This is a genomic window from Macrococcus equipercicus (assembly GCF_024205945.1).
In the GTDB taxonomy this organism is placed as follows: Bacteria; Bacillota; Bacilli; order Staphylococcales; family Staphylococcaceae; genus Macrococcus; species Macrococcus equipercicus.
Genome location: NZ_CP073809.1, coordinates 894,896 through 919,047 on the forward strand (window position 1 = coordinate 894,896; position 24,152 = coordinate 919,047).

General features: G+C 47.7%; 21 protein-coding genes and 1 CRISPR repeat array. Of the genes, 17 read left to right on the top strand and 4 right to left on the bottom strand.

Annotation, left to right across the window (positions count from 1 at the left end; translation table 11 throughout):
• The first annotated feature begins 2 nt into the window (after window positions 1-2).
• The 12 genes from cas2 to rplS all read left to right on the top strand — a co-directional run bounded on the left by cas2 (window position 3) and on the right by rplS (window position 12,528).
• Window positions 3-296, top strand: a complete 294-nt coding sequence (gene cas2 / locus KFV11_RS04605) for a CRISPR-associated endonuclease Cas2 (protein WP_254250463.1) — start codon at window positions 3-5, stop codon at window positions 294-296.
• A gap of 138 nt (window positions 297-434) precedes the next feature.
• Window positions 435-6,021: a CRISPR direct-repeat array (repeat unit 32 nt; unit sequence GTCGCACCTCACGCAGGTGCGTGGATTGAAAT).
• 157 nt (window positions 6,022-6,178) lie between these two features.
• A complete protein-coding gene (locus tag KFV11_RS04610; RefSeq protein WP_254250464.1) occupies window positions 6,179-6,361 on the top strand; it encodes a hypothetical protein in 183 nt (60 codons plus the stop codon).
• Between the two features lie 161 nt (window positions 6,362-6,522).
• Window positions 6,523-7,026: a DUF805 domain-containing protein gene (locus tag KFV11_RS04615; protein WP_254250465.1), complete on the top strand. Its 504-nt coding sequence runs from the start codon at window positions 6,523-6,525 to the stop codon at window positions 7,024-7,026.
• A 138-nt stretch (window positions 7,027-7,164) separates the two neighbouring features.
• The gene (locus KFV11_RS04620) at window positions 7,165-8,061 is read left to right on the top strand and encodes a CPBP family intramembrane glutamic endopeptidase (protein WP_149459716.1); all 897 of its coding nucleotides are present in this window, start codon (window positions 7,165-7,167) and stop codon (window positions 8,059-8,061) included.
• A gap of 78 nt (window positions 8,062-8,139) precedes the next feature.
• Window positions 8,140-9,189, top strand: coding sequence for an LLM class flavin-dependent oxidoreductase (locus KFV11_RS04625; RefSeq protein WP_254250466.1), 1,050 nt, complete (start codon window positions 8,140-8,142; stop codon window positions 9,187-9,189).
• Between the two features lie 82 nt (window positions 9,190-9,271).
• On the top strand, window positions 9,272-9,643 hold the full coding sequence (locus KFV11_RS04630) for a YbaN family protein (protein ID WP_254250467.1): 372 nt from the start codon (window positions 9,272-9,274) through the stop codon (window positions 9,641-9,643).
• 61 nt (window positions 9,644-9,704) lie between these two features.
• Window positions 9,705-10,124 (top strand): cupin domain-containing protein, encoded by a 420-nt coding sequence (locus tag KFV11_RS04635; RefSeq protein WP_149459719.1) that lies wholly within the window; start codon window positions 9,705-9,707, stop codon window positions 10,122-10,124.
• A 166-nt stretch (window positions 10,125-10,290) separates the two neighbouring features.
• Window positions 10,291-10,566: a 30S ribosomal protein S16 gene (rpsP, locus tag KFV11_RS04640; RefSeq protein ID WP_149459720.1), complete on the top strand. Its 276-nt coding sequence runs from the start codon at window positions 10,291-10,293 to the stop codon at window positions 10,564-10,566.
• Between the two features lie 2 nt (window positions 10,567-10,568).
• Window positions 10,569-10,793: a KH domain-containing protein gene (locus tag KFV11_RS04645; protein ID WP_149459721.1), complete on the top strand. Its 225-nt coding sequence runs from the start codon at window positions 10,569-10,571 to the stop codon at window positions 10,791-10,793.
• A 42-nt stretch (window positions 10,794-10,835) separates the two neighbouring features.
• Window positions 10,836-11,336, top strand: a complete 501-nt coding sequence (gene rimM, locus KFV11_RS04650; RefSeq protein ID WP_149459722.1) for a ribosome maturation factor RimM — start codon at window positions 10,836-10,838, stop codon at window positions 11,334-11,336.
• On the top strand, window positions 11,333-12,061 hold the full coding sequence (gene trmD, locus KFV11_RS04655; protein ID WP_254250468.1) for a tRNA (guanosine(37)-N1)-methyltransferase TrmD: 729 nt from the start codon (window positions 11,333-11,335) through the stop codon (window positions 12,059-12,061). The genes rimM and trmD overlap by 4 nt, the downstream gene beginning before the upstream one ends.
• Window positions 12,062-12,180: 119 nt before the next feature.
• A complete protein-coding gene (rplS, locus tag KFV11_RS04660) occupies window positions 12,181-12,528 on the top strand; it encodes a 50S ribosomal protein L19 (protein ID WP_149459724.1) in 348 nt (115 codons plus the stop codon).
• Between the two features lie 105 nt (window positions 12,529-12,633).
• Here the strand turns inward: rplS and KFV11_RS04665 are convergent, their stop codons facing one another.
• The 4 genes from KFV11_RS04665 to KFV11_RS04680 are packed head-to-tail and all read right to left on the bottom strand — an operon-like array spanning window position 12,634 to window position 19,184.
• Window positions 12,634-15,285 (bottom strand): YfhO family protein, encoded by a 2,652-nt coding sequence (locus KFV11_RS04665; RefSeq protein WP_254250469.1) that lies wholly within the window; start codon window positions 15,283-15,285, stop codon window positions 12,634-12,636.
• Complete coding sequence (locus KFV11_RS04670) at window positions 15,269-17,872, bottom strand: YfhO family protein (protein ID WP_254250470.1); 2,604 nt, start codon at window positions 17,870-17,872, stop codon at window positions 15,269-15,271. Before KFV11_RS04670 ends, KFV11_RS04665 begins: the two co-directional genes overlap by 17 nt.
• Window positions 17,869-18,249 carry a GtrA family protein gene (locus tag KFV11_RS04675; protein ID WP_149459726.1) on the bottom strand — a complete coding sequence of 127 codons (381 nt, stop codon included), beginning with the start codon at window positions 18,247-18,249 and terminating at the stop codon, window positions 17,869-17,871. Before KFV11_RS04675 ends, KFV11_RS04670 begins: the two co-directional genes overlap by 4 nt.
• Window positions 18,246-19,184 (bottom strand): glycosyltransferase family 2 protein, encoded by a 939-nt coding sequence (locus KFV11_RS04680; RefSeq protein ID WP_254250471.1) that lies wholly within the window; start codon window positions 19,182-19,184, stop codon window positions 18,246-18,248. The genes KFV11_RS04675 and KFV11_RS04680 overlap by 4 nt, the downstream gene beginning before the upstream one ends.
• Window positions 19,185-19,289: 105 nt before the next feature.
• Here KFV11_RS04680 and ylqF point away from each other — a divergent pair, with 105 nt between their 5' ends.
• The 5 genes from ylqF (at window position 19,290) to dprA (ending at window position 24,142) form a co-directional block, all read left to right on the top strand.
• The gene (ylqF, locus tag KFV11_RS04685) at window positions 19,290-20,168 is read left to right on the top strand and encodes a ribosome biogenesis GTPase YlqF (protein WP_149459728.1); all 879 of its coding nucleotides are present in this window, start codon (window positions 19,290-19,292) and stop codon (window positions 20,166-20,168) included.
• Window positions 20,155-20,910: a ribonuclease HII gene (gene rnhB, locus KFV11_RS04690; protein WP_149459729.1), complete on the top strand. Its 756-nt coding sequence runs from the start codon at window positions 20,155-20,157 to the stop codon at window positions 20,908-20,910. The genes ylqF and rnhB overlap by 14 nt, the downstream gene beginning before the upstream one ends.
• Before the next feature lie 97 nt (window positions 20,911-21,007).
• Window positions 21,008-22,177 carry an ADP-forming succinate--CoA ligase subunit beta gene (gene sucC, locus KFV11_RS04695; protein ID WP_254250472.1) on the top strand — a complete coding sequence of 390 codons (1,170 nt, stop codon included), beginning with the start codon at window positions 21,008-21,010 and terminating at the stop codon, window positions 22,175-22,177.
• A 17-nt stretch (window positions 22,178-22,194) separates the two neighbouring features.
• A complete protein-coding gene (sucD, locus tag KFV11_RS04700) occupies window positions 22,195-23,103 on the top strand; it encodes a succinate--CoA ligase subunit alpha (RefSeq protein ID WP_149459731.1) in 909 nt (302 codons plus the stop codon).
• 187 nt (window positions 23,104-23,290) lie between these two features.
• Window positions 23,291-24,142, top strand: coding sequence for a DNA-processing protein DprA (dprA, locus tag KFV11_RS04705; protein WP_149459733.1), 852 nt, complete (start codon window positions 23,291-23,293; stop codon window positions 24,140-24,142).
• Window positions 24,143-24,152 lie beyond the last annotated feature (10 nt).

The window sequence follows — 24,152 nt, forward strand, 5'->3', positions numbered from 1 at the left end:
AAATGCTGGTACTTGTTACTTATGATGTTAACACTATGGAAAAAAACGGTAGGAAAAGATTGAGACATGTTGCGAAAAAATGTCTGGATTATGGGCAACGCGTGCAGAATTCAGTATTTGAGTGCAGCTTGGAGCCGGAGCAGTATGTTAAACTGAAGGCAGATCTAGAAAAAATAATTGATTCTGATCTGGACTCTCTTAGGTTTTATATGCTGGGCAAGAATTGGGTGAAGAGAGTTGAAACATTAGGCAAAGATGAATCTTATAATCCGGATACAGATGTATTTATTTTGTAAGTGCGAACCTAACTTAAACATAAAAGTATAAGGAGTATCGCGGTGAAAACGAGTAAATCTATTTGATTTTCGTTTGAAAATTGGAGTAATATTTCGCTTATGTATTACGCTATGTTTATTTTATGCATTAAATAAGCAGTCGCACCTCACGCAGGTGCGTGGATTGAAATAGCTGATGAGATGACCGATCAGCTCATGACTTATGTCGCACCTCACGCAGGTGCGTGGATTGAAATTTTTTTAGAGAAGTAAGCTGCCGCTGCAGTACCGTCGCACCTCACGCAGGTGCGTGGATTGAAATTCATCAAACGCCTGCTGCAGTTTCCGGGCAACGGGGTCGCACCTCACGCAGGTGCGTGGATTGAAATTCAACAGAAGACCGTCAGAGTTATCTGCGCGTTAAAGTCGCACCTCACGCAGGTGCGTGGATTGAAATAAAAATGACCAGAGAACGAACGGTAAATGTATTTATGTCGCACCTCACGCAGGTGCGTGGATTGAAATTGGATGACGAGTGATCTCGTGTCGCCGATAAAAGTGTCGCACCTCACGCAGGTGCGTGGATTGAAATTGGTAATGGCCCTGGCGGGTACCGTCGCGAAATGTCGCACCTCACGCAGGTGCGTGGATTGAAATCCATTACCCACTCCGCTGTCAATCAGCATATTGCGTCGCACCTCACGCAGGTGCGTGGATTGAAATTCTCGTAGTGAATGTTTTGCCGCAGCGGCAGCGGTCGCACCTCACGCAGGTGCGTGGATTGAAATTATTTTGTCGTCAAACGGTTCCACCTGGTGCTCGTCGCACCTCACGCAGGTGCGTGGATTGAAATTATATCAAACCTAAAAAAGAAACCTGTACCTGTGTCGCACCTCACGCAGGTGCGTGGATTGAAATTATCGTCCATATACGTGCCGACCCAGCCAGTCCGTCGCACCTCACGCAGGTGCGTGGATTGAAATTTCTTCGTCAACGATGGTCAGCAGCTTAGAATCAGTCGCACCTCACGCAGGTGCGTGGATTGAAATTTTGTCAACGAATTTGACATCTTCACGTTCAATGTCGCACCTCACGCAGGTGCGTGGATTGAAATATAATGTCCTCTGTCGTGGCCACGATCCTTAACGTCGCACCTCACGCAGGTGCGTGGATTGAAATAAAGTTTAAACTGGTGCATTTAGCCATGTAGTAGTGTCGCACCTCACGCAGGTGCGTGGATTGAAATATTGGTATATTTTCAGTGAGCATGATGTAACCACGTCGCACCTCACGCAGGTGCGTGGATTGAAATTCGGACCGTCCCGGCTGTCGTGATGCCAAATATCAGTCGCACCTCACGCAGGTGCGTGGATTGAAATTCATTCTTTACTGTCGCCGTTGTTTTGCTCATCTGTCGCACCTCACGCAGGTGCGTGGATTGAAATATCAGCAACCTCTTTCAGTGTTCTGTTGTCAACGTCGCACCTCACGCAGGTGCGTGGATTGAAATTGCTCTATTGTACCGACTTTGCTGTTGGTTGAGGTCGCACCTCACGCAGGTGCGTGGATTGAAATTTTGTTAGTGCCGCCGGATAATCTGATTGATGGACGTCGCACCTCACGCAGGTGCGTGGATTGAAATCACTTGGTATTTGAGTGTCTCCACCGTCACACGCCCGTCGCACCTCACGCAGGTGCGTGGATTGAAATACCATCACGTGTGTTCAAGAAGATTGGTTACTACGTCGCACCTCACGCAGGTGCGTGGATTGAAATAGATACTTTAGTCTGTGCCGCAGATACGGCATTGGTCGCACCTCACGCAGGTGCGTGGATTGAAATGAGAACGATGCGAGTATAGTTGTATTTGTACCCGTCGCACCTCACGCAGGTGCGTGGATTGAAATTTCACATCCATGTCCTCAACCACATATGAGACGTTATGTCGCACCTCACGCAGGTGCGTGGATTGAAATAAATACTCACAGTGATGAAAGCAGCGAACCGTTTATCGTCGCACCTCACGCAGGTGCGTGGATTGAAATGCTTTTGCGTACAAAAAGTAATCTTCAAGCGTCTGTCGCACCTCACGCAGGTGCGTGGATTGAAATCGTTTCCACTCGTCGTGGAAGATATGACGATCAGTCGCACCTCACGCAGGTGCGTGGATTGAAATGAGTAATCATTACTGCTTTTCTTCAATTTCTTAGTCGCACCTCACGCAGGTGCGTGGATTGAAATTTTGTAGCCTGTCTTCGTTTCCTTGACGTCTCCCGTCGCACCTCACGCAGGTGCGTGGATTGAAATCTCGTGAATATACTGCGAACTATCAAAAACACTAGTCGCACCTCACGCAGGTGCGTGGATTGAAATATCACTTGCTGACATAGACTGACAGACCTCAAATGTCGCACCTCACGCAGGTGCGTGGATTGAAATGCCAGCTTATAGACCAATGCGTCCTGCAAGTCGTGTCGCACCTCACGCAGGTGCGTGGATTGAAATAATGGCAACGTGATTGTGACTGTCTAACTAGACGTCGCACCTCACGCAGGTGCGTGGATTGAAATCAGCCTTTTACGGTCAGGTCAGTCCCGATGCTTGGTCGCACCTCACGCAGGTGCGTGGATTGAAATGTCAAACTCGGATGGTCAAAGAATGCCATCTGCGTCGCACCTCACGCAGGTGCGTGGATTGAAATGACCACATATGATGGCCGGAACGTCTTTGCCAGGTCGCACCTCACGCAGGTGCGTGGATTGAAATATGCCGAGTAGCATATCAAGTGATTCGTCAATATTGTCGCACCTCACGCAGGTGCGTGGATTGAAATACCTAAAAAAAGTTGATTGACAATTAAAGCAACATGTCGCACCTCACGCAGGTGCGTGGATTGAAATTATTTCTCACTGGATCAAAGGAAATAAATATCCGTCGCACCTCACGCAGGTGCGTGGATTGAAATTGCTCAGACGGCTCCATTTTTAAGGACATTGCGCGTCGCACCTCACGCAGGTGCGTGGATTGAAATTCTTGCGTCCCTTTTCGAGCTTGGGTTTAAAGATGTCGCACCTCACGCAGGTGCGTGGATTGAAATGACAGCTGAAACCGATACTTATCATCTGGGCCGAGGTCGCACCTCACGCAGGTGCGTGGATTGAAATTTCATCCTCCCATCCATCAAGTTGTACATCTTCGTCGCACCTCACGCAGGTGCGTGGATTGAAATTAGGAACAATCGATAGTGGATATACTGGGGAACTTGGTCGCACCTCACGCAGGTGCGTGGATTGAAATAATTCCTACCATAAAAGCCTCCTATAATATTTTTGTCGCACCTCACGCAGGTGCGTGGATTGAAATAGCAGGCGGGGTGTCAATGGTGAAGTCCAGCCGGGTCGCACCTCACGCAGGTGCGTGGATTGAAATTGACAGTCCTTGTGCCACCCGGTACTTATTGACGTCGCACCTCACGCAGGTGCGTGGATTGAAATGATGAGCATGACAAACGTAAACTCCCTGTCATCGTCGCACCTCACGCAGGTGCGTGGATTGAAATGTCAAATTCGCCGTTATAAAACGGTGGTTTCAACGTCGCACCTCACGCAGGTGCGTGGATTGAAATTTAATGGTGTAATACTTTGTCTTGCCAATACCTAGGTCGCACCTCACGCAGGTGCGTGGATTGAAATTACATAATCTATAAACGCACCGTTGTCATATCCGTCGCACCTCACGCAGGTGCGTGGATTGAAATAATAAAAGCGACGGTCGCTTCTTCTTCGAATGTGTCGCACCTCACGCAGGTGCGTGGATTGAAATAACTTCAAAATCAACGTTTTGATAGAGATGAGCGTCGCACCTCACGCAGGTGCGTGGATTGAAATTCGTGGTCAAGAATATTAATAAACTATGATTTAAGTCGCACCTCACGCAAGTGCGTGGATTGAAATAATTTGTGTGAAAACATTCGGCGCTATCGTTCGTCCGTCGCACCTCACGCAGGTGCGTGGATTGAAATAAGCCAGAGCAAGTACCCTATAAAGACAGTTCCGTCGCACCTCACGCAGGTGCGTGGATTGAAATTTGTTGACATTATACAGCTCGACAAACACGCGCCAGTCGCACCTCACGCAGGTGCGTGGATTGAAATTTCTACTGTGTCATTTTTAGACACTTTGATTAGGGTCGCACCTCACGCAGGTGCGTGGATTGAAATATAGGATAGATATAAAGTTTTGTATTGTCTGCAACTGTCGCACCTCACGCAGGTGCGTGGATTGAAATCAATACTGCTAATTCCTTGTGGTCGATTCGTTGCTAGTCGCACCTCACGCAGGTGCGTGGATTGAAATTAACCAGTCACTGACCACGCCCCATGACATAAAGTCGCACCTCACGCAGGTGCGTGGATTGAAATAAAATAGTTTCCACACTCACTTCGGTGGGTGTTTTGTCGCACCTCACGCAGGTGCGTGGATTGAAATTACTACATGGGCGAAAAAGACCCGAACGCACCAGTCGCACCTCACGCAGGTGCGTGGATTGAAATAGTGGCAACATGAGTAGTGAAGACCTGAAACATGTCAGTCGCACCTCACGCAGGTGCGTGGATTGAAATAAAAGCTAAGTACAAAGAAATTGAAAAGGCTCAGTCGCACCTCACGCAGGTGCGTGGATTGAAATTTCGCTGTACTGTCCGACAAAATCAGTCTCGACTGCGTCGCACCTCACGCAGGTGCGTGGATTGAAATTTCGGTGTCATTCGCTTGCTCGATGTCCAGAATCAGTCGCACCTCACGCAGGTGCGTGGATTGAAATATCAGGAGGTTCGACAGGTGCAGCCAATGCGACGTCGCACCTCACGCAGGTGCGTGGATTGAAATATTGGTATCGGCCCTTTAATCGGAATGTTCCGGGAAGTCGCACCTCACGCAGGTGCGTGGATTGAAATTACGGCGATTATCTTATTAGATTCGAGCCGCTGGGTCGCACCTCACGCAGGTGCGTGGATTGAAATGCCTTTATCAGATTTTCCTGTCGGAACGATTTATGTCGCACCTCACGCAGGTGCGTGGATTGAAATTAGTTTGTTCAGTTCTACTAATCGTTCGTACTTGTCGCACCTCACGCAGGTGCGTGGATTGAAATTTTAATTTATTGCCCAGCATCTTGATGGAGGCAGTCGCACCTCACGCAGGTGCGTGGATTGAAATATCAGGTGTCAGGCTGTCAAACACCTGTCTCGCAGTCGCACCTCACGCAGGTGCGTGGATTGAAATGATGGACAAAATAGTGGTCATGTCATCCGCATTGTCGCACCTCACGCAGGTGCGTGGATTGAAATTTCCGTGTAGTTGATGTCTGACAGCCGTTTTCGGTAAGTCGCACCTCACGCAGGTGCGTGGATTGAAATACTCCTTTTTATTTGTTTGCCAGTCCTCGCAACTGTCGCACCTCACGCAGGTGCGTGGATTGAAATAAATTTTGATTTTGAATAAATTTTGCTATTAAATTGTCGCACCTCACGCAGGTGCGTGGATTGAAATATCGTCGAGCTGCGTCGCCCAGTTGACACCCTCCGTCGCACCTCACGCAGGTGCGTGGATTGAAATTATTTTTTGGATATGGCTTTTATTGATTTGTTCGTCGCACCTCACGCAGGTGCGTGGATTGAAATAACGCTGATGATGCCGCCTGTACGCCCGAAAAGCGTCGCACCTCACGCAGGTGCATAGATTTAATGTGTATGTCCTATTGCTTCAGTAGAAGAAATTGCTCCTCAACTGATTTCAACAGCAACCACCAAAGTCCGCTTCAGTGGTTTTACTTTCTATCGTTTACTATACTAATACCAGCTTTTCGTTTATAATGAGTTATTAAACATGAAATGAGTGATAATGATGGCAAATCTATTCAATCAGTATACTGACTTGAAAAAGAATCAGACGCCGTGGCCGACGAAAAATGCTGCGTCTAAAAATAATAATGAAAGTAAGTTTGATATAGCCAGAAGAAATACGAAGAAAGCTGCTGCAAAAGCCGCTGGTACAGAAGATCAATCAGATGAAAGCATCAATCGTTAATTCATGGTCCTGCTAAAGTCACTGAGTATTATATTCAGTGACTTTTTATTATGAGATGATAAAGACTATATTATTTATTAAAAAGTAATTTATAACTTCATTTACAATAAAAGTATTTTAATCTATAATTAAACTATTATAGAGAGAAATGAGGAACTGTTTTGCAGAAAATACCGATGAATCCACTGGAAGCTTATATCAGTTACTGGAAGAATACTTTTAACATGTCGGGCCGTGCCAGGCGCAAGGAATACTGGTGGTCTGTGCTGTTCAACTCACTTATTACTGTGTTGATCAGCTGTCTGCTGGAGGCGCTGCATGTTAAGGGGACAGCGAACTACGCGGTTACGATGATACTTGCTGTTATTTTCCTGGTTCCGGATTTTTCAGTCACTGTCAGAAGATTTCATGACAACGGACTGAGCGGGAAATGGGCCGTTCCGATGTTCGCGCTGACATTGATTGCTATATTTTTTCCTGATTTTGGAGAGAGTGAATTGAATAAAGGCGTTACTAACGACTATATTAATAACACGATTGTAGTCAGCAGCATTCTGCTGTTTATTACATTACTCGGCTACTTTATCTTCATGATCTTTACGATGATGAAAGAAGGAGAGCAAGGTACAAATCAGTACGGAGATGATCCGAAGCACAGCCGGTAAAATTGAATGAAATAGATTGATCTGTGGACGCATCTTAATGGTGACGTCCACTTTTTTCTTAAAGTTATCTTAAATATCCTGTGCTTTTGCCGCTGTGATTGGTATGGGTGATAATATTGTTGTGAAGGAGTGGTTATAATGAAGTTGAATCATAGTATGCAGTTATCTACGAATCACGAGAAGGATCCGCGCTGGTGGACGACGATACTCTGGACCATTGCGGCGTTTCTGATCGGTCCGCTTATTGCGACGCTTATCGCGATTCCGGTTATTTTAATGGTTGATCAGTCCATCACTCTGGATGAGCTGATGAACAGTAATAAGGCGAACACGTATTTGTCGCTGCTCGGCTTCCCGGCAACGTTACTGCTCATCTTTATCATCAACAAGTTCTTCTACCGTCATCCGGTTGGTGCGCTCGGATTTTTCGGCAGACAGCTGCCGGGCAAGTATGTCATTGGTGCACTGCTTGGCGCTGGTGCTATTCTGCTTGAATATGACATCAATCTGCTGGCGGGTGCTTTGTCGACGACGGTGCCTGCACAGATTGAATGGCTGACAGTGATCGGGCTTACGCTCGGCTTCATGGTGCAGGGGCTGACAGAAGAGGTCATCTGCCGGGGGTTTATTATGAATAAGATCAGCCGGCAGCTCGGTGTCATGGCAGGGATACTGATCAACTCCCTGTTGTTTGCGGCGCTGCACTTGATGAATTCGAATATGAGCATACTGACGTTTATCAACCTGCTGCTTGCCGGCATCGTCTTCTCGCTGCTCTTCTACTGGACGGATAATATCTGGCTGACGGGTGCTGCCCACAGTTTCTGGAATATTATGCTCGGTGTCGTGCTCGGTATTGAAGTCAGCGGCGAAGGGCTGCCGGCGTCGGTCGTCACAACGGTGCTGCATAAAGATATGACACTGCTGAACGGCGGTTTCTTCGGTCTTGAAGGCGGCATAGTGGATACTGCGCTGAGCATTGTACTGATTATCGTGTTATGGCGGCTGGCAAAGAGGAAATATCAGCCGGCCTGAACAAAACAATTGATATCCGCCTCTTTTCGGTTATAATTTTAGTTGATATAAAAATTATACTAGAAAGAGTGGTCATTCATGAAGATAGAACTTGGGATTACATCATTCGGTGACAACAATAGAATTCATACACCTGAAGGAATACAGGACAAAATTCCTGCGGATGAGCGAATCCGCAATATCGTGGAGGAAATCAAGCTGGCCGATTCGCTCGGCCTTGATATATATGGACTCGGCGAGCATCATCGTGCGGATTATGCGGTGTCTGATCCGGTGACCATACTTGCTGCAGCGGCCGCGCAGACGAGCCGCATCAGATTATCTTCGGCTGTGACAGTATTGTCCTCTGATGACCCTGTGCGTGTGTACCAGCGATTTGCGACACTTGATGCGTTATCAAACGGCCGCGCTGAAATTATGGCAGGCCGCGGGTCATTCATCGAGTCGTTTCCGCTGTTCGACTATGACTTAAGGGACTACGAAATGTTATATGAAGAGAAGCTGGACTTATTGATGGCGGTCAACAACAATGAGCGGGTCACCTGGTCCGGTTCAACGCGTCAGCCGATCGAAAATAAAGGTGTCTACCCGCGTGCGGTGCAGGACGAGCTTCCGATATATCTCGCGACGGGCGGCACGCCTGAATCATCTTATAGAGCAGGCGCGCTCGGTCTGCCGATCACTTATGCCATTATCGGCGGCAATCCGCTGCGTTTCCGGCAGAACATTGCTGTCTATCACGCAGCCGCTGACAGTCATGGGGTTGATAAGAGCAGGCTGAAGATAGCGACGCACTCATGGGGCTACATCGCAGAGACAGATGAACAGGCATTCCAAGAATACTATCCGCCGACTGCTGCAAGTCACAATGTCCTGGCGAAAGAACGCGGCTGGCCGCCGTATTCTGAACAGGCGTATATGCATGAAATTGAGCACGGTGCTCTGTATGTCGGCAGTCCTGAACGCGTCGCGCAGAAGATCATTGACACTGCGGAAGGGCTTGGACTTGACCGCTTCATGATTCATCTGCCGATGGGCTCTATGACGCATGACAGGACAATGAACGCAATCAGGCTGTACGGTGAACGCGTGAAGCCGATTGTCGATGCATATTTTGCGCAGAAATAAGAACCATATGCACCTGGCATGCCGGGTGTATTTTTTATAGTCTCCTTCATGTTAAAATGAAGGAGAAGGAAGGAGGCAGAAGATGAGGGTTATTCTGCTGATTATCGGAAGTATCAGTGCCATTCTTGGATTCATCGGCGTCATCATGCCGCTTCTGCCGACGACCCCTTTTCTCCTGCTTGCTGGTTTGTGCTTTGCGAGGAGCTCTGAGCGATTTCACAGCTGGCTGATACGGACGAAGCCGTACCAGGCTTACGTCGAGGATTTCAGGAAGTGCCGCGGCTATACGATGACACGGAAAATAGAGCTGTTAATCAGCGTCTATATTGTCGTCGGCTTCTCAATCTATATGATTGATCATTTTTACATCCGCCTTGGTCTGTGCCTGATGCTGTGCCTTCAGACAATTGTGCTCATCTTTTTCGTTAAAACGCTGCCTGAAGGTGACGGGTAAGATTGAACATGCGGAAAATGGGTATAACAGAGCATAACCAAAATTTTCAGGAGGTTTGACAATGGCTTATAATTACGAAGACCAGGGAAAGAAACCGTTTGCCGAAAATATTGAAGGTATGACGCTTGACAACGAAAATTTCCGTACGACGATATGGACCGGAGAGAAACTGCAGGTCACATTGATGACGATTCAGCCGGGCGATGATATCGGGCTGGAAGTGCATGAGGGCATCGATCAGTTTCTGCGTATTGAGCAGGGTGAAGGGTTATGCCAGATGGGACCGTCTGAAGATAACTTGAACTTCGAAAAAGAAGTGAAAGCGGATGACGCAATCATCGTGCCGGCTGACACTTGGCATAACGTCACTAACAAAGGCACTGAGCCGCTGAAGATCTATTCCATCTATGCCGGACCGGACCACGAACCAGGTACGGTTCATAAAACGCATGAAGATGCAGAGAACGACCCGAATGAATAACAATGGGCTCTCCGGTAACGGAGGGCTTTTACTATGACACGGAATCACTTGGATTCAGTAATATTGTAAATAATTTCAGCCTGTAAAGAAAAAACACTTTACAGCGATTCGATATCCTGTTATAGTATGTACTTGAGATTAAGAAATGAAATGGAGAGATTTTATAATGGCAGTTAAAATTCGTTTAACACGTATGGGTTCAAAAAGAAACCCGTTCTACCGTATCGTAGTTGCAGACGCTCGTGCGCCTCGTGACGGACGTATCATCGAAGCAATCGGAACTTACAATCCAGTTGCGAAACCAGCAGCAGAAATCAAAGTTAATGAAGAATTAGCTTTAAAATGGTTAGCTGACGGTGCGAAACCGACGGATACAGTACGTAACATTTTATCTACGCAAGGAATTATGGAGAAATTCCATAACTCTAAAATCGCGAAGTAATAATGGAAAAATTATTACAAACTATCATTGAACCGCTCGTCGATTTTCCCGAAGAGATTGAAATTTCCAAGGAAGAACATGCGAATAGTGTGACGTATTATTTGAGTGTACACCCTGATGATACGGGCAAGGTGATCGGCAGGCAGGGGCGCATCGCAAAAGCGGTCCGCACGCTTGCCGCCAGCCGCAGCGAGAACGGCAAAAGAGTGTTTGTAGAAATTGATTAAGGGTGCCCGTGTGGTGCTCTTTTTTCATTAGGAGGGAATGCCATGAAAGTAAATGTCGGTAAGATTGTCAATATGCACGGGATTAAAGGGGAAGTGAGAGTGCTGTCTGAATCGGATTTCACAAAGGAACGCTTCCAGCCGGGTCACGAGCTCATTATCCAGTCGGGTAAGGAAGAAACGGTCGTCAAGATCAAGTCGTATCGCACGCACAAAAACTTTCATCTGTTGACATTTGACGGGCTTTTGAATATTAATGCGGTTGAGCAGTATAAAGGGGCAGATGTCTTTCAGGAGCTTGAGGAAGTGGAGATTGCGCTTGCTGAACATGAGTACTACTATCACGACATCATCGGCTGCACAGTGTTCAATGAAGGCGAACCGATCGGCCGGGTCACTGATATCTTTGAGACAGGAGCAAATGACGTCTGGGTCGTTAAAGGCGATAAGGAGCATCTCATCCCTTATATCGCGGACGTCGTCAAAAAAGTCGATGTCGACAACAAGACAATTGAAATAGAAGCGATGGACGGGCTGCTGTCGTGAGAATCGATTTTCTGACATTGTTTCCTGAGATGTTTGAGACGTTGAACCATTCGATTATGAAACGGTCACAGGATAAAGGCATTGTCACATTGAACACGGTGAACTTCCGCGACTATGCGCTTAACAAGCATGCCCAGGTCGATGATTATCCGTACGGCGGCGGTCAGGGGATGGTGCTGAAGCCTGAACCCGTGTTCAATGCGATGAAAGCACTTGAGACGACTGAACAGACACGTATCGTCCTCATGTGTCCGCAAGGTGAGCCGTTCAACCAGCAGAAGGCAGAGGAGCTTGCACACGCTGAGCACCTCGTCTTCATCTGCGGGCATTACGAAGGCTATGATGAACGAATTCGTACTGAGCTGGTCACTGATGAACTATCGCTCGGCGACTTCGTGCTGACCGGCGGGGAGCTTGCGGCGATGACGATGACAGATGCGATTGTCCGGCTCATCCCGGATGTCCTCGGCAATCAGGTCTCTCATGAAGATGACTCGTTCTCGTCAGGACTGCTTGAACATCCGCAGTATACGAGACCTTCTGACTACGAAGGCATGACTGTGCCGGATGTCCTCATGAGCGGCAATCATCAGCGGATTGCTGAGTGGCGTCATGAGCAGTCACTGAAGCGCACGTATGAACGTCGTCCGGACCTGCTTGAGAGTTATCCGCTCACTAAAGACGACTTGAAGTATTTAAAATCACTCGGTTATGAGGGAAATTAAGATTAGTGATTGAAATTCTATCATCATTATGGTATGATACTAAAAGTGTGAAAACACAACAATCACTATGGTCCGCTGAATTCAATGATTTAAGAACATAGGCAGAAGGAGAAGAAAATATGAATAATCAATTAATCGATGCAATTACAAAAGACCAATTGCGTACAGACCTACCATCATTCCGTCCTGGTGACACAGTACGTGTACACGTACGTATCGTAGAGGGAACTCGCGAACGTGTTCAGTTATACGAAGGTGTTGTTATCAAACGTCGTGGCGGCGGTATCTCTGAAACTTTCACGGTTCGTAAGATCTCTTATGGTGTGGGTGTAGAACGTACTTTCCCAGTACACACTCCAAAAATCGAGAAGTTAGAAGTATTACGTCGTGGTAAAGTACGTCGTGCGAAACTTTACTACTTACGCAGCCTTCGCGGTAAAGCGGCTCGTATTAAAGAAATTCGCTAATAAAAACGCATATCTTATGATATGACAGCCCTTGATCAGTCAAGGGCTTTTTTTTGCGGATTTTTATCGCCATAAAAAAAGCCCTGCACAGTTTTGCAGGACTTACTAGAGGTCATCAAGCGGCTGTTCCGGTGCCACGTAGTCAATGTCTTCTTCATTGGAGACAGCGCGGTGTTCCTTTGGAAAAAGTTCACGGCGGTATAATTTCCGGGAGAAGACGACGGCAGACAGAATGCCTATAATGCTGATCAGCTGCATGAGATGGAACCAAGGCGGCGTGTAGCTGATAACGATCTGTCTGGCATCAGCACCTATTTTGACAGCGGTCATCAAATAATTGCCTTCCATGATTTCAGCCGCTCTGCCGTCGACACGGGCAGTCATACCTTTTAAGTAAGGGGTCGGTATGACTGCATAGCCGGGGTCATGCGTGCCGAGCGTGACGACAAGCTTACTGCCCGCTTGTTTCAGCTGGTGCGTCGGAGCGTGTGCCGCGGCTTGCAGCGTCCTGTAGTCCTCGCCGTATATGCCGTTGATCTTGACCGTGTAGCGGCCGGTCATCAGCTTCAGGTCAATCGTCGGACTTGATTTGATCCGCATGGTGATCCTCGGGTTGAACCGTCTATAATCATCATCGAGCGGCTTTCTTGACTGATAGATCTCATTGAACCAGACGTAATGATACTTGCTCGGACTTTTCAGTTCGATGCTGACGTCGATATATAAATCTTTGTAGCGGTTTGCCAGCTCTTTATCCAGCGTGAATGTCATCCCGCCCTGATCCTGATCGACGGCTAAATGAGTCCCGTTCAAAGCGGCATGATGAAACGTCACGCGGGCATGCGGGAGCAGGTTCCTTGCCGGTGCCACTGCAGCATTTGCCGGCGTATCTTCCAGCACGACACCACGCAGCATCGCATGCTCCCGGTCAATCGGTGTCTTCAATGCAGACGGGGAAAACACGCGTTCGGTCACTCTGACGACCGGCAGCTGATACTGGTTGGCATACATCGTATAATGCTGCACGGCGTCACTCCGCTTGTCCACTGCCTTGAAACCATAAGGCAGTGTCGCTGTGTTGTTCGTCCGCAGGCTGTGATTGACGTTAAAGAGCGCATACAGATTGGCACGTTCACCGAGCCGGTAATAAATGCTGTTGCTGTCTGTGTCCATCGTAATATTAAGCGCTTTGTCGTAAAACTGATAAATATCCTTATCAAAGATGCTGGAATACAGCTTGATGCCGTTGAAATGCTGATACATCGGCGTGTTATGCGTCGCAGAAGTCTGCCAGTCGATCCGTTCTGACGGATGTCTCGTTGTCACGGTCTGTATCATGGACTGCTGGACTGCACTGTTGTAATTGCCCGAATGGATGAACTTCATATTTCTGATGTCTGCCGGATGAAGAGTATCCATCTGCGCTGTAATGTAGTCGTGGACAAAGTAGAAGTTCCCGTAGATGATGACACCTGTCAGCAGCACGTACAGCCGCTGCTCAGACCGGGGGACCATGAAGATGAGCGTGATAATCACCGGTACAAATACAAGCCACGGCAGCCACTGATGAGTGCTGTAGATGGACAGCGGATAGATGATGACGACAGGAAGCAATGACACCGCTATATCTTTTGCTGACAGCGTACGGATGTGCTGTAAATAGACCGCACAGACGACAGCCGACGAGAAGACAAGAAAGTATACCCAGCGGCGCTGATCGATGGAAAAGCCGTTGAAGAAACTGTCAAAGAGCGGTGACAAAGAGCCCGCAAGAAAGAGCAGCGTGATGACGGCAAACAATCTGAACGTGTAGTTACGGTACAGCTTGAAGGTGATGAGTGCCATCACTGTAATAAACGGGATGACAACGTAGTAGCCGTGATAAAACACATTATAAAGTATATTGAAGTCGATGAACGGCTTCAGCTTAAGCGGCGGCAGTGTCCGGTCGTTCAGCAGATAGCTGGTTACACCGGTATAAAAGCCGACCGCAGCGGTCATCACGGCCAGCAGTACGGCGATGGTCAGCACACAGACTTTAGTGAGCCGCGGCACAATGTCGCTGCGCTTCGGATAAATCGTGCGGTACAGAAAATAAAATAAGACGAAGATAAATTCATAGTAGCTGAAATAAAAGTTGGAATGCAGCGTCACTGCAATCCCTAAAATGAACAGTCCGATTTTCTTCTCATGGAAAAAGCGCTCCATACCGAGAATCGTCAGCGGCAAGTACAGCATGACGTCGCTGAAGAAGCTCCATGTGAAGGTGAAGAAGAAATAAACGGTCGAATAGCTGTAAAGCATCGCACCGGTCATGGCGGCATACTTATTGATGCCGAAATAACGCAGCATCCGGAACATCACGTAAATGATGACCGCCAGCTTGAAGATGGAGACGGTCAGCTGATTGACCGCCCAGAAATCAACATGCTGGGTCGGCAGCGGCAGTATAAGGTCCAGCACATAGACAACGGTGAAATAAAGATAGGCGATCGGAGAAGTCGAATAATAATAGGCAAGACTTCTGAAAAAATCACCGCCGATACCAAAGCCCATATCATAGAAGAAATTGAAATGGGAGAACTGCTCATATAAATACATCTGAAACGGAATCATCTGCGCAAGACCGTCGCCTTTACCGGTAAACAATGTACCGGCAGCAAAGAAGCGGTAAATGACGACGCTATGCGCTGCCAGTGACAGCAGCAGACAAAGCGTCAGCAGCTTTGCGGGCAGTCTGTTAAGTGGTTTCATCATGGCGCTCATTCCTTCTTCGTCCGTAAATATAAAGCACGCTGAGTCCAGCAGATAATATAGACACTGTCACCATTAAATAGAAATAGGGCGGTATATATTTAAACGTGACGATATGGCTGCCGCTCGTCACTTTGACCGCGCTCATCAAATAGTTGGCACGTTTGACCGGCACGGCACGGCCGTCAACTTCTGCCGTCAAACCGTCGCGGTAGACAATCGGTGTGATTAAATAGCCGGACTGCGGATCGTGCAGCGTGACTGACATTTTGTTGCCGACCTCCTTGAATATGTGATCCGTATGACCAGCGGCCTGTGTCAGCGTCTTATAGTTCTCACCGTAGATGCCATTGATCTTGAAACGGTAAGTGCCGTGAGTCAGGCCGACCAATATTTTGCCGTCCTTAGGTTTCACCCGGTAGAGAAGGTGATCCTGATGCGTCCGGTACTTACTCGTCTTGAACAGCCGGTTGTTGGCGTAGCCGTTGACATTGATCTGGATATTACTTTCAGCAGATGTCAATGTGACTGTCATATCAATGTAGAACTCCTTATTATTGAGTGCATGCTGAGGCAGAGTGACGATGACGCCGCCGCTCGGTGGCTCAACTTTTAGGATGTCGTCTTTCAGCCACTGGGCACCGCTCGGCGTGACGTGCGACTCAGCGAGCAGATTGTCAGAACGCGGGAGCTGAAAGTTAGTCTTCGCATGCTGCAGCACGACGCCTTCAATCATCGCGTGCTCCCGGTCGATCGGTTCAGTGAGCGTGTCCTGCTGTGTAATATTGCTGGTGATTCTGACGACCGGCAGCATCTTTGTATTTTCATAGATGCGGTATCTGCCAACTGTGCGGATCAGCTTGAAGTTCTCAGGAACATCATGCTGGTAGTCTTTTCTGACGACATAACGCACATTGAAGAGCGATTCAAGATTACTTCTTTCCTGCAGGCCGGAGTAGCGGCTGATGGACTCCTCTTTAATATTGATTTTCAGCTTGTTGTAAAAGTAATCGATAATGCTGCCGTCAAATATACTGGAATACAGGCTGACACCGCTGAAACTCTGATACATCGGCGTATTGTCCTGCTCGAGGACGCGCCAGTCAATCCGTTCGCCGGGCTTCAATGTTGATTTCAGTTCATCGATGATCTGCTGCTGCAGACCTGAGTTATAGACACTTGAGTCGATGTATGACATCTTTGCCCGGCCGTTAATACCCGGATTATAGTTGTCATAGAGATTATGGTCTTTCACGACGACAAGGTCGAGCGCCGCTATACTGAGGACCAGCGCGATATAGGCGGTTTGTTTAAGCGACTGCTGTTTCATCATGAGTACGAGCAGGCCGAGGACAGCCGTCAGCGGCAAAAACCAGATCCAGTCTACTTTCTTAGCGATATAAACGTAGCTGAGGCCCACGATGACTGCGCCCGGAATAATGGAATACAGATAGTTCTGGATGGAAATCGTCTTGAAGCGCGAGATGTACATCGCAATCAGGCCGCTTGAGAAGAACGTCAGCAAGTAATGCCAGCGTTTCTGCGGTGCTGAAAAGCCGTTGAACACCGAGTCGATGAACGGCATAAAGCTTAAATAGATCAAAGCGAGCGTCATCAGTGCAAACAAGCGGTAGTAATAACTTTTGTAGAACTTAAAGGTCAATAGTGCCTGCAGTGTGATGTAGAGGACAATGACCAGGTAGTTGTCATAGAAAATATTCGCGTGCTGATCGAACGGGCTGAACAGCGGGATCGGGTCTTTGAAGGGCGCCCGGTCGTTCTGCATAAATCCTTTGACGCCGTAGAAGAAGCTGAAGAGCGCTATGCCGATACCGAGTGCCGACATGATGATAAAGCCGGTCCACTGCTTTAAGCGTGACAGCTTGTCATCAGGATGTCTGAAAATGTTGCGGATCAAAAAGTAGATAAGGCCGAACAGCACCTGATAATAGGCAAAATAAAAATTATTGATGAAAATCAGCGACGCAGCAGTGATGAACATCCCTTTTCTGCCGCCCTGAATATACCGCTCGATGCCGAGCAGCAGCAGCGGCAGAAAAATAAAGACATCTGAAAAGAAAGACCAGTATAAAGTGAAGCGGAAATAAATGGCGGCCGTCAGGAATAAAAAAGCGCCCAGTACAGCCGGCAGCTCCTTCACTTTCAACCAGCGCAAATATAAATAAGTGAAATACATCGCAGCAGCGGACTTGACGATGGAAATATAGAAGGCGTTCACTGCCCAGAACTGAATCGTGTTCGTCTTCAACGATAGAAACACATCGAGCAGTCTGACGCCGATGACGTTGACGAAAAAGACGACGGACGTGGAATAGTAATAGGCAAGGTCTGTATAGAAGTCGCCGCCGAGCCCGAAGTCCATGTCATAGAAGAACTTGCCGGACGTTATTTTATGATATAAATAAAGCTGCATCGGCAGCATCTGCTCCAGACCATCGTTCGGACCTGTGAAAATCGTGCCGTCCTTCAGGAAACGATAGATGTAGAAACTGTGGCCGATGACAGCTAGAACGAGAAAAATCATCAAATAGATTAAGGTTGACAGCACAGAACGTTTAATGACTTTCATGATGACTCCTTAACAAGAATTTTTTTGGATAAGACGTAAGTCACAGGAACAGTGATGATGAGCGCCGGAAAGGGTGCAAGTGCCGGGCTGATATGAAGCAGTGCGACAAATACATAGAGCAGCGCACTTTGAAGCCCCATATTGACCACCTGCGTCAACGGAAACTGCAGAAACGTTTTTACTGTCGGCTGCACCTGATACACATAGTAACAGTTCAGGAAATAGGAGACGACGAATGCCGCGAGAAAACCTGTGATATGACTCGCGAGATAAGGCAGACCGAGCGTCAGCAGTATGAGATAGACGATGTAATAATTCGCTGTATTGACCAGACCGACCAGCACGAACTTGACGAACGGATGGCTGAAGCAGCTCATGATTCTGCATCCTTCTCTTCAATATTGGCGTGCTGTATTAAATAATGCGGCCGTCTTTTCGTCTCGTAGTAGATCTTCCCGATATACTCACCGATGATGCCGAGGCTGAACAGCTGCACCCCGCCGAGAAACAGAATGGCGGAGATGATGGTGAAGTAGCCGGGTTCATCGATGCCGCTCTGCATGATCTGAATCAATGTCACTAATATGTAGGCAAGACAGACACTCAGCGTGAATGCACCGAAATAAAAGCAGACACGGAGCGGCTTATTGTTGTAGCTCAAAATGCCGTCAATGGCATAGTCAATCAGCTTAAAGAACGAAAACGCGGAGCTGCCGTTTTCCCGTGCGACATTGTCGAACTCAATCGTCTTCTTGTTGAAACCGACCCAGTCATATATGCCCTTCGAAAAGCGGTTGTATTCGTCGAGTGACAGTATCGCGTCAATGACCGGCCGTGACAGCAGTCTGAAATCACCTTCACCGTCCGTCAGCTTGACATCAACAGCGTTGTTGATAAGCGCATAGAAGAAAGTGGTCGGCAGTCTTCTGAACAGCGGCTCACCACGGCGGTTACGGCGGGCGACCACTTGATTGAACCCTGCGTGATACGCGTTCACAAGCTGTGGAATCAACTCAGGCGGGTGCTGCAGGTCAGCATCCAAGATGACGGCCGCATCGCCTGCCGCTGCTTCCAGCCCGGCAAGCATCGCCGCTTCTTTGCCGAAATTTCTGCTGAAAGAAATATATTTGACCCGCGTGTCCTTGAAGCTTAAGTTTTCTATGAGCGGTAATGAATGATCACGGGAACCATCATTGACCATGATTAATTCATAGTCGTACTGATTCAGTTCCATAGTTTTTGTGATAGTATGGTAAAGGCGTGCTATATTTTTTTCTTCATTATATATCGGAACGATAAGTGACAGCTTCATAACGGCTCCTTTAACTGTGGAATGTTTTGATGAAATTAACACCTTATTATAGTACATTTTAAGTATATATGATTATGACAATAATAACAGAAAAGAGGTCAATCAATGACAATACAATGGTTCCCGGGCCATATGGCCAAAGCAAGACGAGAAGTAACTGAACAATTAAAGATGGTCGACTGTGTGTTCGAACTCCTCGATGCACGTATACCGTATTCTTCAAGAAATCCGATGATCGATGAAGTGATTAAAGATAAGCCGAGAGTCGTGCTGCTGAATAAAATGGATATGGCTGACCCGCGCGAGACGCAGAAATGGATGAATCACTTTGAGAAACAAGGTATTTATCCGGTCATGCTTGATGCCAAGAACGGTAAGAACTTAGACAAAGTCGTTAAAGCGGCAGAACATGTCACACAAGAAAAATTTGACCGGCTGGCAGCGAAAGGCCTGCGTCCGCGTGCTATCAGAGCAATGATTGTCGGTATTCCGAACGTCGGTAAATCGACACTGATCAACCGGCTGGCAAAGAAATCGATCGCAAAGACCGGCAATACGCCTGGTGTCACTAAGAAGCAGCAGTGGATCAAAGTCGGCAAAGTGCTGGAGCTGCTTGATACGCCTGGGATACTCTGGCCGAAGTTCGAAGACCAGCTTGTCGGCAAAAAACTGAGCCTGACTGGTGCCATTAAAGACAGCATCGTCCATCTCGATGAAGTGGCCATCTACGGTCTGGAGTTTGTGCAGCAGCACGATCTCGCGACATTGAACAAACATTACAATATCGACGTCACAGACGATGCGCCGTACATCGAACTGTTTGACGCGATCGGCCGCAGCCGCGGCATGAAAAATAAAGGCGGCGAGACTGATTATGAATCCGTCGTAGAGCTCATCATCCGCGAAATCAGAAATGCCAAGTTCGGCCGCTATACATTTGACCGGGTGGCAGAGCTGGAGCAGCTGACCGATGACGCTGAATGAACTGAAGAAGGTAGTCGCTGAACTCACCGACAGAGCAGCGCTGAACAAGATTTACAAGGAGGACGAACGGACCGGAGCCCGCAGGCTTGTGACGAGCAGGCTCCGTCAGCTCGACCTGGAACGCGAGCAGCGCATGAACTACGACAGGGCAAGCACATTTGAAGCGCAGTATGCCGGTGACATCATCTGCGGCATCGACGAAGTCGGCCGTGGACCGCTTGCAGGACCAGTCGTCGCATGTGCAGTCATTCTGGAGGAGGGTCACTATTATCCCGGCCTGACCGATTCCAAGCAGCTGTCCGCAAAGAAACGACAGTCGCTGGAAGCGCAGCTCCTTGCAGCTGTCAGTGATTATGCGCTAGGGACGGCGACAGTCGAAGAGATTGATGCGATCAATATATACGAGGCAAGTAAGCTCGCGATGCGCCGGGCAGTCGAAAGTCTGACCGTGAAGCCGTCTGTCCTGCTTATCGACGCCATGACGCTCGGTACCGGCTTAGTTGAAGAAGCCCTCATTAAAGGAGATTCAAGAAGCGTCTCCATCGGGGCTGCAAGCATTATCGCCAAGGAATACCGCGACCGGCTGATGATGGCTTATGACGTCCAGTATCCGGGCTATGATTTTAAGAATAATGCCGGCTACGGCACGAAGAAGCATCTGGAAGGAATCGAACGCTTAGGAATCACGCCGATTCACCGCCGGACATTTGAACCGATCAAGAGTATCATACTACACCAATAAATATGACATAATAGCCGATTACGGTTTACAATAACGCTTTCATTTTCTATAATTGCTACGTAAGCAAAATTTAACCCGTATTTTAGGAGGATGGAAAATGAATATCCATGAGTATCAAGGAAAAGAAATTTTTCGCTCAATGGGTGTAGCTGTGCCTGAAGGTTCAGTAGCTTATACACCTGAGGAAGCTGTAAAAGTAGCAAAGGAATTAAAACCTGGCGTCTATGTCGTTAAAGCGCAGATCCATGCCGGGGGCCGCGGTAAGGCCGGCGGAGTTAAAATTGCTAAAAATCTTGATGAAGTAAAAGCTTACGCTAAAGAACTTCTTGGTAAAGTGCTGGTCACTCACCAGACGGGTCCTGAAGGTAAAGAAGTGAAACGTCTACTCGTTGAAGAAGGCTGCGATATTCAAAAAGAGTACTACTTAGGGTTCGTCCTTGACCGTGCGACTGATTCAGTGGTCTTGATGGGGTCAGAAGAAGGCGGAACTGAGATTGAGGAAGTCGCAGAAACAAACCCAGAAAAAATCTTCAAGGAAGTCATCGATCCTGTGACCGGCTTAATGCCTTACCAGGCAAGAAGACTTGCTTTCAATATCAATATTCCGAAAGAATCTGTAAACAAAGCAGTGAAAATCATGCTTGGCCTATATGATGTCTTCATCAAAAAAGATGCATCAATCATCGAAATCAATCCTCTTGTAACAACAGGTTCAGGTGACGTTCTGGCACTGGACGCAAAAATCAACTTCGATGCGAACGCATTATACCGTCACAAAGATATCGTTGAATTACGTGACCTAGAAGAAGAAGATCCAAAAGAAATCGAAGCGTCTAAATATGACCTTGCGTATATCGCACTTGACGGCAACATCGGCTGTATGGTCAATGGTGCAGGTCTTGCGATGGCGACGATGGATACGATCAATCACTTCGGCGGAAATCCCGCGAACTTCCTGGACGTAGGGGGCGGCGCAACAAAAGAGAAAGTAACAGAAGCTTTCAAAATCATCTTAGGTGATGACAAAGTAGAAGGTATTTTCGTCAATATTTTCGGCGGCATCATGAAATGTGATGTCATCGCTGAAGGTGTCGTTGCAGCGGCGAAAGAATTAGAGTTAACGATTCCACTTGTGGTTCGTCTTGAAGGGACAAACGTTGATCAGGGTAAAGAGATTCTAGGCAATTCCGGCTTAGCGATTACACCTGCAGGTACAATGGCAGAAGGCGCACAGAAAATCGTTGAATTAGTTAAACAAGCTAAATAGGAAGCGGGGAGAAATTCGTGGGAGTATTTATTGATAAAAATACGAAAGTATTAGTACAAGGGATTACAGGCGCTACAGCGCTGTTCCATACAAAACAGATGCTTGAATACGGGACACAGATCGTTGCCGGTGTAACACCTGGTAAAGGCGGCCTTGAAGTGGAGGGCGTTCCTGTGTTCAATACAGTCGAAGAAGCAGTTCAAGCGACAGGCGCAACAGTTTCAGTCATCTATGTGCCGGCACCATTTGCTGCAGACGCAATCATTGAATGTGTCGATGCAGAACTTGAGCTTGCCATCTGTATTACAGAACATATTCCAGTACTGGATATGGTCAAAGTGAAACGCTACATGCAGGGCAAGAAAACACGCCTTGTCGGCCCTAACTGTCCAGGTGTCATCACGGCGGACGAATGTAAGATCGGCATTATGCCGGGCTACATCCACAAAAAAGGTCACGTCGGCGTTGTCTCCCGTTCTGGTACATTGACGTATGAAGCGGTTCATCAGTTGACACAGCTTGGCATCGGCCAGACAACAGCTGTCGGTATCGGCGGGGACCCGGTTAACGGTACAGACTTCATCGACTGTCTAGAAGCGTTCAACAACGACCCTGAGACACTCGCGGTTGTCATGATCGGTGAAATCGGTGGAACGGCTGAAGAAGAAGCAGCTGAATGGGTGAAAGCGAACATGACGAAACCTGTTGTCGGCTTCATCGGCGGCCAGACAGCACCTCCAGGAAAACGTATGGGCCACGCAGGTGCCATCATTTCAGGCGGTAAAGGAACAGCGGCTGAAAAGATCAAAGCAATGAACGCAGCAGGTATCAAGACTGCAGCAACACCATCTGACATCGGTTCTACATTAGTGGAACGTATCAAAGAAGAAGATGGCTTATACGAAAAATGTTTAACAGTTAAATAAATCTTCCAGGTAGACTTCGGTCTGCCTTTTTTGGTTTTATAATGATAACCATTTTTTAGCTGGCTGTGATCAAAATAACTTTAATGATCAAGTTATTCCATTAGAATTTACATCCCGGTAGTCGTCTTATTTTTAAGTTAACGGTTTCTCAACAAAAGCCCGTTACTATAAGAGTGAGGTGATGATAATGGAACAGGATATGATCTTAAAGTTGATTTATGCAGGCTTTTCAACAGCGCAGCTGCACCGGTTCAAGGAGCGGTTCGGCTGTTTCAACTATATCAGCTTGAAATATGAAGCCCTGCTAAAGGAGTATCAGGACCCGGCGCTCCGTAAAAAACTCAAGAAACTGCAGACGCTGGATAGTTCAGCGCTTAAAGCAGCACTGCATGACAAAGGGATGACGTTAGTCTATTACAATGAAGCGAATTATCCTGCGCTGCTGCGTGAGCTGTATGATTATCCGTGGGTGCTCTTCTGCAGGGGTAATACGGACTATTTAACAGGGCGCTGCCTTGCCGTGGTCGGCGGCAGGGAGCGGACAGAATATACAACGACTGTACTAACACAGTTTATACCTGAACTGACCCGGCATCAGCTCGTCATAGTGAGCGGGCTCGCGAAAGGGACGGATTCTGATGCGCATATCATGACGATGAGAAGTAACGGCCGTACAATCGGCGTTCTCGGCTTCGGTCATGACCATCATTACCCGGAGGAGACCGCCCTCCTCAGAAAGTATATGGAAAGGCAGCATCTTGTCATCAGTGAATATCCGCCGCACGTAAGCCCGCGTGCCTGGCAGTTCCCTGAACGCAACCGGATTATCAGCGGGCTCTGTCAGGGCACATTGATCACTGAGGCGAAACGACGCAGCGGCAGTCTGATCACGTGTGACCAGGCACTCGACCAGAACCGCAACGTCTACTGTCTGCCCGGTCCGATCACAAGTGTTTATTCAGAAGGGTGCAACTTAAGAATTTCAGAAGGCGCAAAAGCCTGTCTGTCGGTAGCTGACATACTCGAAGATTATCAATAATAAGACAGCT